Raw genomic sequence first — 11,631 nt, forward strand, 5'->3', positions numbered from 1 at the left:
CCAGGTCACCACCCTGCGCCTGAAGTTGCTGAAGATCGGTGGCGTGGTGATCCGCAATACCCGGCGCGTCCGGCTGATGCTGAGTAGCCACTACCCCGACCAAGACCTCTTCCTCAAGCTGATCAAGAAACTGGTGCCGGGATGACCGGCAGGGTGCTGTCCCCGGCACGAGATAAACAATGGGGGTAGGGGGCAGTGCGTCTTGAAGGCGGGAAATCGATCAAAAAGTGAGCGATTCTCGCGCCATCCAGCATGAAGAGCTGGCCTGCTCACCCGCCAGGCCAAACTCGCGATACTGATGCAATATTCAGGCTAGCTGGATGCCAAAGGTGCGCTGCTGGTTCGAGAGCATCTGGTAGTCGACGATGCCGTAATCCAGCATTGGACGAGCGTTACTACCGTCCCCCCCGGCGCGCCGACTCAGCACCTGGGTGGCCAGCAGTATGTCCTCATGGGGGCGCAGCGAGACGTTGGCGCCGATCTCGGTGAACTTGAAGCTGCCTTCGTCTTCGCTGCTGGGGCCGAAGAAGTCGTTGTCGTCGGTGATGATCAGCGCCTGGCTCAGGAAGCCGTGCATCTGGAGGGTGTCCAGCACGCGCTCCTCGCCCCGGGCCTGGATCGAGAAACTCATGGTCAGCGCGGCGATGATGGCTATTACAGAGCGCGCATCACTCCATCGAAATGACTTGGACACGATCATCCAGGTACTCCCTTTCAAGATATCCCAGGGCACCCGGCGTGGTGGCGATGCGCTCGAGCATCTCACGCTGGTCACGGACCCTGTTGGGGGCCTGCCCGGTTCCCGAGAACACCATGCGATCCCAAGCCAGCTGCAGCTGGTGCGGATAGACGGCCAGTTGTTCCTTGGCAAAGCGCGCATGCACGGGATGGTTGTTGTCTAGCACGTAAACGCGCACGGCCTGACCGTCGGGCCAGGTACGCTGACGCATGGCGAAGATGGCGCGGGTGGTATCGCGGGTCAGGTGCTGGGTGGTCACGTCTGGATGAGCCACGACCGCAATGGGCATCTCTTGGGCACCGGTAACGGTGCTAGCCAGCATCATGAGGATGGTCAGCACAAGAGCGGTCAGGCGCACCATGATGAGCGCCTCCTAGGGCTGCGCCCACCAGCGGCGGTCGCTGCCGCGTTGCAGGAGTGAATCAGGACGTAAGCCGGCATCGGGGGAGGTGTTCCCGTTGTCTCGTGAACGACAGGCTCATGCGCCAATCAGGCGCAGCCCTCACGCTGTGTGTATGAGTCGATGTCGCCGCCTCCCTGCAGAACATGAGCTCTTTATGTTTTTTATCCTACTGCGTCCTAGCGTTGAGGCCCGATAGGCACTAGAAAAACCATCCTGCCATGTCGGAGCCAGTCACTCTTATACGCTACATCACTTTTACGAAATTAACAGGCAGGAGTATCAACGCGTAATGAAAAATCCGGCGACCCTCAAGTCGCCGGAAAGCACGGGTAAAGCATGGATGGACGCTCGAGCAGCCCTCACAGCACGGCGAAGCTCTCGGCATTGAGCCACAGATGGGCCATGACGCTGGCGATATAGCCCAGGGCGATCACCGGGCTCCAGCGCAGGTGACCCATGAAGGTATAGTTGCCTCGGGCCTGGCCCATCAGGGCGACGCCGGCCGCCGAGCCGATCGACAGCAGGCTGCCACCGACGCCGGCCGTGAGGGTGATCAGCAGCCACTGGCCATGGGACATGTCGGGCTCCATGGTCAGCACGGCGAACATCACCGGGATGTTGTCGACCACCGCCGAGAGCACGCCGAGGGTGATGTTGGCTCCGGTGGCGTTCCAGCCGGTATAGAGAGCGTCGGAGAGCAGGCCCAGGTATCCCATGAAGCCCAGTCCGCCGACGCACATGACGACCCCGTAGAAGAACAGCAGGGTGTCCCACTCGGCACGCGCCACGCGATTGAAGACGTCGAAGGGCACCACGCTGCCCAGGCTCTCGAGCTTCTTCCAATCGCCACGCTGGCTGTAGCGAGTGCGTTTGCGCTCCAGAGAGCGGGGCAGGGTGCGACGCAGGAAGTAGCCGAAGAACTGCAGGTAGCCAAGGCCCGTCATCATGCCCAGTACCGGCGGCAGGTGCAGCAGGGTGTGGCAGGCCACGGCGGTGGCCACGGTGAGCAGGAACAGGGCGATGATGCGCCGCGCACCGCGCTTGAGCCACACATCCTCTTCCAGGCTGTCGGGCTTGCGGTTCTGGATGAAGCAGCTCATCACCACGGCAGGAATCAGGAAGTTGATCAGCGAGGGGATCAGCAGCTCGAAGAACTCGTAGAACTCGATGATGCCGGCCTGCCAGACCATCAGGGTGGTGATATCACCGAAGGGGCTGAAGGCGCCACCGGCGTTGGCGGCCACCACGATGTTGATGCAGGCCAGGTTGATGAAGCGCTTGTCGCCCTCGGCCACCTTGGTCACCACGGCGCACATCAGCAGGGCGGTGGTCAGGTTGTCGGCGATCGGCGAGATGACGAAGGCCAACACGCCGGTGATCCAGAATAGCGAGCGGTAGCTGAAGCCTTTGCGAACCATCCAAGAGCGCAGGGCGTCGAAAGCGCGTCGTTCTTCCAGGGCATTGATGTAGGTCATCGCTACCAGCAGGAACAGCATCAGCTCGGTGAACTCGAGCAGGGTCATGCGAAAGGCGTGCTCGGACTCGGCGGGCATGCCCGCCTTCACGTAGACCCAGCCGATCAGCGCCCAGATGATGCCGGCGGCGACTAGCACTGGCTTCGACTTGCGCATGTGGATCTTCTCTTCGGCCATGACCAGGGCGTAGGCGAGCACGAAGATGGCAACGGCGAGCAGGCCCACGAAGGAGCTGGTCAGGTCGAGCTCGCCGGTCACGGCGAGCACCGGTCCGCTGGCGAAAAGAGCAACGAGGGCAAGCATCAGCATGCCCGGCCAGCGGGCGAATTGCCGCGGCCAGTGGGAGGTACGACAGGTGTTCAGCATGGCTGCAATCATCCTGAGGCAGAAGGTGGTGGGGAGGGCGAAAAAGTGGATCGATGTTATCACAGCGTGCTGCAGCGCAGTGTGCCCCCTTCTTTATTACCCCGTGCATCTTTGGTATGAGTCAAGAACGCGCCGGAATACGCACCTCGGCCTTGGCCGCGGGCCGCGCAAGCCGTTATTTTATGGCATCATCTGCCCTTCCGGCGGCTGCCGGAGACCATGGATTGCCAATGACTCGGGGCAGGCTCACGACACATGTTTCTTGACGACTTCCACACGCGCACGGATGGCTGGATCCGGATCTCCGCCGAGCAGGCCAGCCGTTTCGCCAAGCGCGTTGCCGGTGACTTCAACCCCATTCATAACGTCGATGCACGGCGTTTCTGCGTGCCAGGCGACCTGCTGTTTGCGCTGGTGCTGTCGCGCTATGGGCTTTCTCAGAACATGAGCTTTCGCTTCCTGAGCATGGTCGGCGACGGCGTGCCGCTCTGCTTCCACGAGGACGACGATGGCCTGATCCGCGTCTGCGACGAGCAGGGAAAGGGCTACCTGGAGGTGACCCGCAGCGGCGAGACGACTCACGACGAGGCCGTGGTCGAGGCCTTTACGCGCTGCTACGTCGCCTTCTCGGGCAAGAACTTCCCCCACTACCTCAAGCCGCTGATGGAAGAGCAGGGCGTCATGTTCAACCCGCGTCGCCCGCTGGTGATCTACGACAGCATGGGCTTCTCGCTGGAGCGGCTGAATGGTCGCCTGCCTGGCCTGGAACTGCTCGACTCCTCGCTGTCGGTGGCCGGCAAGCGCGGCGATGCGCTGCTGGAATTTCGCATCACCGCCGGTGGCGAGACGGTCGGCAGCGGCTCCAAGAAGCTGGTGGTCAGCGGCCTGTGCGACTATGACGCCGCCGCCATGGATGAGGTCGTCGCCGAGTTCTACCGCCTCAAGGCCGCCGACGAGCGCCAGCCCTGATCCACATCCTGGCGTTTTTGTAGGGCGGGCCTCGCGCCCAGCCTCGCTTCTTCGCTAGCGGGCACGTTGATGCATCGCGCTTGGCCTGGCCCCCGTCAGGCTCTAGTCTCGGGGGCTCTTTTCTCTCTAGGCCTCGACATGCACCCACAACGCGCGCGCTTGCACAACGAGCTCCATGCCCGGCCCTCGATCTATTTCGAGGAGCCGGCGCACCTTCACCACTACGCCTTCCTGGACGAGGGCGAGATCGCCGCGGACATCCTCGACCGGATCGCCGAGGTCGCCGGCCGGACTCCCGATCGCGAGGCGGCCCAGGAGATCATCGATCTCGGCGACCAGACTCTGAAGTGGGAGCGACACACCGAATTCTTCACCCTGACCCTGCTGGTGCCGCGGCCCGCCGGCCAGGGCGAGCCGTGGCCGGCGCCGCCCGCGACGCTGGCGGAGATCGCCGCCGTGCATCACAAGGCGCTCATCAATGCGAGCCTGATCCTGGTCGAGTCGGAGGCGAACTGGCAGGGCGATGCCGAGCACTACGGCTTTCGCGACCCCGCCGGCTCCAGCGTCGGCGGCGGCGACGCCACCGTGTGGAGCGATTTCCGCCTCACGGCGGCGGGTCTCAACCGCGTACTGCTGGTCAATCGCGGGCTCAATGCCTTCCGCCTGGGGCGCATGACCCGGCGGCTTCTCGAGATCGAGACCTACCGCATGATGGCGTCGCTGGCGCTGCCGGTGGCCAAGGAGCTGAGCCTCGCGCTTCGCGACTACGAGCTCGAGCTCGGTGAACTGTCGGATCGCAATACCCACGGCAAGGAGGGGAGCCCGCGCCCGCTGCTGGCAGCCATCTCCGCGCTCTCGGCGCGGCTCGAACGCAGCGGAGCCCGCTCGCGCCAGCGCTTCAGCGCCACCGAGGCCTACGCGCGGATCGTCTTCACCCGCATCGAGGAGCTGCGCGAGGAGCGCCTCGGCGACCGCCCCCGGCTGGGTACCTTCATGCTGCGCCGCTTCCGGCCGACGGTGCACTACTGCGCCGCCATCAACCAGCGCCAGGAGAGCCTGGCGGAGAGCGTGGCGCGGCTCAACGACCTGCTGCGGACCCGCGCCCAGGTGGAGATCGAGGAGCAGAACTCCGAGATTCTCCAGAGCCTCAACGAACGCACCAGCAGCCAGCTGAAGATCCAGAAGGCGGTCGAGGGACTCTCGATCATCGTCATCAGCTACTACCTCATCAGCCTGGGCAAACTGGGGCTGGAGGGCCTCGATGCCCTGGGCATGCCCATCCAGCCGAGCGTCGCCGCAGGGGTGCTGGGGCCCCTGGGGTTCGGGATCATCGGCCTGCTGGCCTGGCGTGTCCAGCGCCTGAAGAACCACTGACGGGCGTCTGCAGGGGGCGCCGGGGGGCACTATGCTGAGAGATGGGCAGGTCGCGGCTCTCGTGGCCCTCGTGGCCTGCGCACTCGGCACGAGTCTATCGCTCGTCGACTGACTGACAGGTCGCCAACGGCCTACTAGCGGCGCGCCAATTGACGACTTGTCGACAGCTAAAGAGGTGCTTCATGACAACGCCCATCGTCCACGATGTCCTCACTCCCCGGCGGCTACTCCTGGGCCTGCTCCTCGTCGCCCCGCTGACCCTGGCCAGCGAAGGGTACGACCTGACCTTTCAGGGCGACGCCAGCTTCGCCGGAGCCCACGGCGGACAGGCCGTGCAGGCGGCCCTGGTCGATGCCGACTCCGGCGAGGTGCTCGAGTTGGCCTCCGGCACGGTTTCCGCCGACGATGACCCGACCTTCTCCTTCGACTTCCCCGGCGCCCTGAGCGAAGGCGGCAGCTACGCGGTGCACTACTGGATCGACTCCAACTTCGGCGGTGGCAGTGAAGGCAGCTGCGATCCCATGGGAACCGATCACCAGTGGAGCGTGGCGCTGGAGGCTTCCGGCGGGTCGGTCACCCATGTGGAGAGCCATGATCCGGGCGCCCAGTCGGAGGTCTGCGCCACCTTCGAGTGACGCCGTTCCCGCCGGGCCTTCGCGACGCGAGGGCAGGGAGACGACCATGCGACTGCGCGACGCCACCCGGGCCGATGCCCGGGACTTGGCTTATCTGATCAACCTGGCGGGGGAGGGGCTGCCCGAGACCCTCTGGGGGCAGATGGCCGAGGGCGGCAAATCGCCCCTGGAGGTCGGTGCGGAGCGCGCCGGCCGCGAGGAGGGTGGCTTCAGCTACCGTCACGCTCGGGTATGCATCGAGCGCGGGCGGATCGTCGGGATGATCATCGCCTACCGGCTGCCCGATCCCTGCGACCTCGACGATCTGGACGACGCCCCTGCGACCGTGCAGCCCCTGCTGCGTCTCGAGGCCCGGGTGCCGGGCAGCTGGTACATCAACGGCATCGCGACCCTGCCGGCGGCCCGTCGCAAGGGCGTCGGGCGGCTGATGATGGCGCAGGCCGAGGCCTCGGCGATTGGCGCCGGCTGCCACGAGCTGAGCCTGATCGTGGCCGAGGAGAACCGTACGGCCTGCGCGATCTATCGTCGGCTGGGCTTTCGGGAGATCGCCTCCCTGCCGCTGGTGCCCTGGCCCGGCTGCCCGCATGGCGGCCGCTGGCTGCTGATGACTCGCCGCCTGGAGGACAAATAGCCGACGCGATTCGCCCCGGCGAGACTCCGCTGACAGGCACGGTATTCAGCTGCGCTGGCGCAACGGGTCGAGCAGCCCGCTCAGTCCGTTGTGGTCGATCTCGTGCATCAGGTGCAGCAGTCGGCCGATCTGGCCGTCGGGGAAGCCCTCGCGGGCGAACCAGTTGAGATAGGGGCCGGGCAGGTCGGCGATCAGCCATCCCGCGTGCTTGCCGAAGGGCATGCGCAGGGTGACCAGTTTCTCGAGGTCTTCGGGGTTCACGAGATGGGCTCCATCGGGCAAAGGGGCGAGACTATCATGCCCGTCTCGTCGCGGGAGGGCCGGTGGCGGGCGCGAGGCTCAGCGCGCGGGGAACGTGGCCCGGTCCAGGCGCTGCCATATTCTCTCGCGCTCTTTCGCGTTCATGCCGCCCCAGCGGGCGATCTCGTCGAGAGTGCGGCCGCACCCCCGGCAGCGATCGGTGATCTCGTCGATCCGACAGACCTTGGTGCAGGGCGAGGCCGGGCGCGAGACGGCGTGGTCGTGGCTGTCGGCCTCGTGCGCTGGCGTGTGCGGCAAGGTGCTCTTCTCCTTTGGTCTCTCGCTGGCGGCCCGCTCGGTAGGACGCGGCAGTCCTCTCGTCGGGCCGGTGCTTCGCGATGGATGATTCGCAGCCGATGCGCTGCAATCGATGCTCGTCATCGATGATTTGAAACAGAGGCTACGAGGCCGACTCGCTCGCCGGATGCGACTCGTCGGTCTCCTGAACCTGGTTGCGCCCCTTGTGCTTGGCGCCGTAGAGGGTGCGATCGGCCCGCTCCAGCAGGGCATCGGCTTCCTCATCGTCCTGAAGCTGTGCGATGCCGGCCGAGAGCGTCAGGTGTATTTGCGCCTCGGCGATCGGCGTCGTCGCCAGGCTCTGGCGCAGGCGCTCCACGGCCTGGCTCGCCTGCTCCTGGGTCACGCCGGGCAGCAGGATCAGGAATTCTTCGCCACCCAGGCGAATGACGTGGTCGTGCTGGCGCATCGTCTCCTTCATCAGCCTGGCGGTCTCGCTCAGCACCTGATCGCCCATCGCGTGGCCATGGCGGTCGTTGACGCGCTTGAAGTGATCCAGGTCGCAGCTCGCCAGGCTCAGAGCCGTGCCATAGCGGCGGCTGCGCTGGATCTCCTCCTCGAGCAGGCCCAGTCCGGCGCGGCGGTTGAGCAGGCCGGTCAGCTCATCATGGTGGGCCAGATACTCCAGGCGCTGCTCCATGGCCTTGCGCTCGGTGATGTCGACCACGAAGGTGACCTTCTTCACCTCGCCACGGCCGTCCTGGATGCGGGCGGCCTTCGCGAGGATGTTCATTGGCTGGCCGTCCTTGCCCAGCACCTCGCACTCGTGAGAGACCTCCATGTCGCCGTCCCCGGCGACGAAGCGCCGATGCAGGTCGTTCATCAAGGCGTGATCGGCCTCGGGCACGACCAGGGTGAAGTGCTGGCCGAGCAGCTCCTCCTCGCGATAGCCGTAGAAGTCGCAGTAGGCGGGATTGACCATCTCGAAGTGGCCCTCGGCATCGGTGACGCAGATGCCGATGGGGGCGGCACGGATGACCGTTTCCGTGTTGTCGAACGGCTCTAGCATCAGCGTCATGAGGTGGCTCCATCGCCAGGGGAGGGGCCGTCGAGCACCGCCGAGAGGCGCGCTTCCACGCCCTCCGCCAGGGCATTCAGGGCCGGTCGGGCGAAGTAGTAGCCCTGCTGCAGGTAAATGCCGGCCCGGAAGAGCCAGCGCGCCTCGTCCACCGTCTCGACGCCCTCGGCGATCAGGTCGACTTCCAGCGGGCGCGCCAGGCCGACCAGCGCACGTAGCAGGGCCTGGCGTCGCGGGTCACTGTCACAGCCCATCACCAGCTGGCGATCGATCTTCAGCTTGTCGGGCCGCTGGGAGGTCAGCACGTCGAGGTTGGCGTGGCCGGTGCCGAAGTCGTCCAGGGCGACGCGAAATCCCATGCGACGATAGGCCGTGATGATGGCGCTGAGGTGGGCGTGATCATGGATGCGCTCCGACTCGACGACCTCGAAGATCAGCCGCTCCAGGGGCCATCCTACCCGTCGGGAGACCTCCAGCGTGGCCTGGATGCACGCCTCGGGCTCATAGACGGCATTGGGCAGGAAGTTGATCGAGAGGCTCTCCTGCATGCCAAGGGCGCTGGCCTGCTCGATGGCCCTGACCCGGCACGCCTGGTCGAAGCGGTAGAGAAGCGCCTCGGTGACCTGCTCGAGGATCTGGCTCGCCGGCTCGCCCTCCGGGCCTCTGACCAGCGCCTCGTAGGCGTGCACGCGCCGACGCTGGAGGTCGACGATCGGCTGGAAGGCCATGGTGAAGGCGAAGGGCAGCTCTCGTTCGCAGCGACCGCAATGTCCGTTCCTACTCGCACAGCGCCCCATGGGACACCTCCTTGTGATCCTTTGCCGTGGCTGTGGCCGTTCGACGTGATAAAGGGCCAATGGCACAAGCGTACATGTTGGTTTTGTCTATGTATCGTTATTGTACAAGTTTTTTACGGCCCACGAGCCGTCCTCCTCCGCCTTCGGCACCCGCTGTCCGCGCGAAAACGGGCCGAAAGATAGTAAGCTGGCTAGCTAAGATCACCGTCGCCGGCTTCCCCTGCGTGCCGGCTCCATGCTTACCGCCTATCCATGCTCACCTCTCAGGAGACGCCATGAATCCCACCATCGAACTGCTCAAGTCCCACCGCTCGATCCGCAAATTCACCGACCAGCCGGTCTCTCGCGAGCTGCTGGAGGAGCTGATTCGTGCCGGGCAGGCCGCGGCCACCTCCAGCCATGTCCAGGCCTACAGCGTCATTCACGTGACCCATCCCACCAATCGCGAGACGATCGCCGAGCTGGCCGGCGGGCAGGCCTATGTGGCGAGCTCTGGCGCCTTCCTGGTGTTCTGCGCCGACATGAAGCGTCCCACCGAGGCCGCCGAGCGCACCGATGCCCGCGTGGTGCGCGGCATGACCGAGCAGCTGCTGGTGGCCAGCGTGGACACCGCCCTGATGGCTCAGAACGTGGCCGTCGCCGCGGAGTCCGAGGGGCTCGGCATCTGCTACATCGGCGGCATCCGCAACAACCCGCAGCAGGTCAGCGAGCTGCTCGGCCTGCCGGATCACGTCTTCCCGGTATTCGGCATGTGCCTGGGCTATCCCGCCCACCAGCCGGACGTGAAGCCTCGCCTGCCGGTGGAGGCGATCCTCAAGCAGGACACTTACAGCGACGACCGCGAGCAGGTGGCGGCCTTCGACGACACCATGCACGCCTATTACCAGTCGCGGAAGGGCGGCACCAAGCAGAGCGACTGGTCGCACAACCTCACCCCGCTGTTCGATACCAAGCTGCGCCCGCACATGCGCGCGTTCCTGGTCGAGCGCGGCTTCGAGATGAAGTGAGCGTGATAACGGCGCGGTTCGTAGGAGCGCTGCTCGCCGCGCGATCCGCCGCGCAGCGGTGGAGGGTTAGGCGCCGTTGGTAGGGTGAATGCCCTTGGTGGGCGCCTGACGACGCCCATCGCCTTGCTGGCAGGGCTCCCGTGAAAGTCGGCTCACAGGCTCCTGCGAGGTGCGAACGACAGCGCTTCCGGTGAGGATCGGGCGGGGAGAAGCGCTCACCATGCCTGTGTGAATGGGCAGCAGTGGGTCAATCCAGCACGATCAAATGATTGGGCAGTTCATTGCGTTCATGGGTGGCCGGCACCTGTTCCTTGAGATGTTCGCCGCAGGCCTCGATGCACTCAAGAAAGCCCTTTCTGGTTTCGCCGGCCTTCACCCGCCGGGTGAAGGCAGCCACGATGGATTGCCAGGTCTCGTCGCCGATGCGCGCCGAGATGCCTCGGTCGACAAGTATTTCCACATACCGCTCGGCTTCGGAGACGAAGATCAGCATCCCCGTTTCCCCCTCGGTATGGTGAAGGCTCTGCTCCAGGAACTGCCGCCGGGCGAGGTTGGCCGCTCGCCAGTGGCGAACCGATGTCGGGATCAGCCGGGTGGTGATGGTGGGGATGCGGAACACCACTCCCAGCACGATGAAGGTCGCCCACTGCACCAGCGTCAGTTCATAGGCCGTCAACCAGCCGGGGAAGTAGTTGACCGCACCGGGCACCACCAGGGCCAGGAGGCCGGCCCAGAGCAGCGGGATATAGGCATAGTTGTCCGCTCGCGGAGCCAGCACGGTGACCAGCTCGGCATCGGTATCGCGCTCGACCCGATGAATCGCCTCGGTGACCTGGCGCTGCTCGTCTTCACTCAATAAAGCCATGGGGATCGTGATCTCCGAATCCTGATTGTCATGTCGGTGTCACCACCGGCCGGAAGGCAGGGTTACCAGCCGCCAGAGGCGCCGCCGCCCCCGAAGCCGCCACCGCCGCCTCCGAAGCCGCCGCCTCCGCCGAAACCACCTCCTCCGCCGCGCGAACTGCCGCCGAGCGCACCGCCCAGCAGCATGCCGGCCAGCAGGCCGCCGCGACCGCCCCGTACGAGGGTCATCACGACGATGAACATCACGAAGAAGAGAATCGAGGCCGGTCCTTCGGGTTGCTGTTGGCCGGCCTGTGCGGTGGGGGTGGCGCTGGTGTCCAGGGGCTCGCCGCCCAGCACTCGGATCATCGCCTCCACCCCCTCGATGATGCCGCCGGCGAAGTCGCCCTCGCGGAAGGACGGCGTCAGGATCCGGTTGATGATCACCGACGACTGAGCGTCGGTCAGTCGACCCTCTAGCCCGGAAATTGCACCAGACATGAAAAAGGCGGCTGAAAATCGGTTATAATTCAAGAGCCTAACCAAGAATCAACCGCATCAGCCGCCATGACAAAATGTACCACGCCGACTGCCTCCTTTCCACGCTGTAAAGGCCGCCAGGTCACCGCCGGTTTCGACGGGGGCGAGATCACCTCCGATGGCGGTGTCCTGCTGCTTCGCCAGCTGGATCGCGAGATGGGGCTGACCCGTACCATCGCGCGCCGCCTCGATGATGCTCGGGCCACTCGCCGTTGCCAGCACCGCGCCGAGACCATG

General features: G+C 65.3%; 16 protein-coding genes. 7 read left to right on the forward strand and 9 right to left on the reverse strand.

The features are described 5' to 3' along the window. Positions 1–13: 13 nt before the first annotated feature. Positions 14–145 (forward strand): transposase, encoded by a 132-nt coding sequence (locus BM388_RS16750; RefSeq protein ID WP_425431947.1) that lies wholly within the window; start codon positions 14–16, stop codon positions 143–145. A 162-nt stretch (positions 146–307) separates the two neighbouring features. Here the strand turns inward: BM388_RS16750 and BM388_RS16755 are convergent, their stop codons facing one another. From BM388_RS16755 to nhaD, 3 genes are all read right to left on the reverse strand, one after another. Further along, complete coding sequence (locus tag BM388_RS16755) at positions 308–631, reverse strand: hypothetical protein (RefSeq protein ID WP_342714265.1); 324 nt, start codon at positions 629–631, stop codon at positions 308–310. Between the two features lie 37 nt (positions 632–668). After that, the gene (locus tag BM388_RS16760) at positions 669–1,064 is read right to left on the reverse strand and encodes a hypothetical protein (RefSeq protein ID WP_089852303.1); all 396 of its coding nucleotides are present in this window, start codon (positions 1,062–1,064) and stop codon (positions 669–671) included. 437 nt (positions 1,065–1,501) lie between these two features. Continuing rightward, on the reverse strand, positions 1,502–2,983 hold the full coding sequence (nhaD, locus tag BM388_RS16765; RefSeq protein WP_089852279.1) for a sodium:proton antiporter NhaD: 1,482 nt from the start codon (positions 2,981–2,983) through the stop codon (positions 1,502–1,504). Between the two features lie 255 nt (positions 2,984–3,238). Between nhaD and BM388_RS16770 the strand changes: the two genes are divergently transcribed. The 4 genes from BM388_RS16770 (at position 3,239) to BM388_RS16785 (ending at position 6,592) form a co-directional block, all read left to right on the forward strand. Beyond that, positions 3,239–3,952: a DUF3581 domain-containing protein gene (locus tag BM388_RS16770; RefSeq protein WP_089852281.1), complete on the forward strand. Its 714-nt coding sequence runs from the start codon at positions 3,239–3,241 to the stop codon at positions 3,950–3,952. A 138-nt stretch (positions 3,953–4,090) separates the two neighbouring features. Then, a complete protein-coding gene (locus BM388_RS16775) occupies positions 4,091–5,326 on the forward strand; it encodes a DUF3422 domain-containing protein (protein WP_089852283.1) in 1,236 nt (411 codons plus the stop codon). Between the two features lie 182 nt (positions 5,327–5,508). Further along, positions 5,509–5,961: a hypothetical protein gene (locus tag BM388_RS16780; RefSeq protein WP_089852285.1), complete on the forward strand. Its 453-nt coding sequence runs from the start codon at positions 5,509–5,511 to the stop codon at positions 5,959–5,961. A 46-nt stretch (positions 5,962–6,007) separates the two neighbouring features. Further along, complete coding sequence (locus tag BM388_RS16785) at positions 6,008–6,592, forward strand: GNAT family N-acetyltransferase (RefSeq protein WP_089852287.1); 585 nt, start codon at positions 6,008–6,010, stop codon at positions 6,590–6,592. A 45-nt stretch (positions 6,593–6,637) separates the two neighbouring features. On the opposite strand, the gene BM388_RS16790 is transcribed toward BM388_RS16785, so the two are convergent. The 4 genes from BM388_RS16790 to BM388_RS16805 all read right to left on the reverse strand — a co-directional run bounded on the left by BM388_RS16790 (position 6,638) and on the right by BM388_RS16805 (position 9,004). Next, positions 6,638–6,853, reverse strand: coding sequence for a DUF3820 family protein (locus BM388_RS16790; RefSeq protein WP_089852290.1), 216 nt, complete (start codon positions 6,851–6,853; stop codon positions 6,638–6,640). 78 nt (positions 6,854–6,931) lie between these two features. Continuing rightward, positions 6,932–7,150 (reverse strand): DUF1289 domain-containing protein, encoded by a 219-nt coding sequence (locus tag BM388_RS18130; protein ID WP_245781585.1) that lies wholly within the window; start codon positions 7,148–7,150, stop codon positions 6,932–6,934. A 142-nt stretch (positions 7,151–7,292) separates the two neighbouring features. Continuing rightward, the gene (locus BM388_RS16800) at positions 7,293–8,207 is read right to left on the reverse strand and encodes a sensor domain-containing diguanylate cyclase (RefSeq protein ID WP_089852293.1); all 915 of its coding nucleotides are present in this window, start codon (positions 8,205–8,207) and stop codon (positions 7,293–7,295) included. Beyond that, entirely contained in the window at positions 8,204–9,004 is an 801-nt protein-coding gene (locus BM388_RS16805) for an EAL domain-containing protein (protein WP_089852295.1), read from the reverse strand. The genes BM388_RS16800 and BM388_RS16805 overlap by 4 nt, the downstream gene beginning before the upstream one ends. Positions 9,005–9,279: 275 nt before the next feature. On the opposite strand from BM388_RS16805, the gene nfsA reads away from it, so the two are divergent. After that, complete coding sequence (nfsA, locus tag BM388_RS16810) at positions 9,280–10,011, forward strand: oxygen-insensitive NADPH nitroreductase (RefSeq protein ID WP_089852297.1); 732 nt, start codon at positions 9,280–9,282, stop codon at positions 10,009–10,011. 247 nt (positions 10,012–10,258) lie between these two features. Here the strand turns inward: nfsA and BM388_RS16815 are convergent, their stop codons facing one another. Next, entirely contained in the window at positions 10,259–10,876 is a 618-nt protein-coding gene (locus BM388_RS16815; RefSeq protein WP_089852299.1) for a TPM domain-containing protein, read from the reverse strand. 62 nt (positions 10,877–10,938) lie between these two features. Continuing rightward, positions 10,939–11,355 carry a TPM domain-containing protein gene (locus BM388_RS17715; protein ID WP_139233979.1) on the reverse strand — a complete coding sequence of 139 codons (417 nt, stop codon included), beginning with the start codon at positions 11,353–11,355 and terminating at the stop codon, positions 10,939–10,941. Positions 11,356–11,421: 66 nt separating this feature from the next. Between BM388_RS17715 and BM388_RS18025 the strand changes: the two genes are divergently transcribed. Next, positions 11,422–11,631, forward strand: a 210-nt coding sequence (locus tag BM388_RS18025) for a transposase (RefSeq protein WP_217641101.1), incomplete at its 3' end; no start/stop codon positions are given.

The organism is Halomonas saccharevitans, assembly GCF_900116405.1.
GTDB lineage: Bacteria > Pseudomonadota > Gammaproteobacteria > Pseudomonadales > Halomonadaceae > Halomonas > Halomonas saccharevitans.

Bases quoted from the DNA above. Each gene is read 5' to 3' on its own strand.
- BM388_RS16800 (WP_089852293.1), bottom strand. From the start codon at position 8,207: ATGACGCTGATGCTAGAGCCGTTCGACAACACGGAAACGGTCATCCGT.
- BM388_RS16815 (WP_089852299.1), bottom strand. From the start codon at position 10,876: ATGGCTTTATTGAGTGAAGACGAGCAGCGCCAGGTCACCGAGGCGATT.
- nfsA (WP_089852297.1), top strand. From the start codon at position 9,280: ATGAATCCCACCATCGAACTGCTCAAGTCCCACCGCTCGATCCGCAAA.
- BM388_RS16780 (WP_089852285.1), top strand. From the start codon at position 5,509: ATGACAACGCCCATCGTCCACGATGTCCTCACTCCCCGGCGGCTACTC.
- BM388_RS16755 (WP_342714265.1), bottom strand. From the start codon at position 631: ATGAGTTTCTCGATCCAGGCCCGGGGCGAGGAGCGCGTGCTGGACACC.
- BM388_RS17715 (WP_139233979.1), bottom strand. From the start codon at position 11,355: ATGTCTGGTGCAATTTCCGGGCTAGAGGGTCGACTGACCGACGCTCAG.
- BM388_RS16775 (WP_089852283.1), top strand. From the start codon at position 4,091: ATGCACCCACAACGCGCGCGCTTGCACAACGAGCTCCATGCCCGGCCC.
- BM388_RS16760 (WP_089852303.1), bottom strand. From the start codon at position 1,064: ATGATGCTGGCTAGCACCGTTACCGGTGCCCAAGAGATGCCCATTGCG.
- BM388_RS16770 (WP_089852281.1), top strand. From the start codon at position 3,239: ATGTTTCTTGACGACTTCCACACGCGCACGGATGGCTGGATCCGGATC.
- nhaD (WP_089852279.1), bottom strand. From the start codon at position 2,983: ATGCTGAACACCTGTCGTACCTCCCACTGGCCGCGGCAATTCGCCCGC.
- BM388_RS16785 (WP_089852287.1), top strand. From the start codon at position 6,008: ATGCGACTGCGCGACGCCACCCGGGCCGATGCCCGGGACTTGGCTTAT.
- BM388_RS16805 (WP_089852295.1), bottom strand. From the start codon at position 9,004: ATGGGGCGCTGTGCGAGTAGGAACGGACATTGCGGTCGCTGCGAACGA.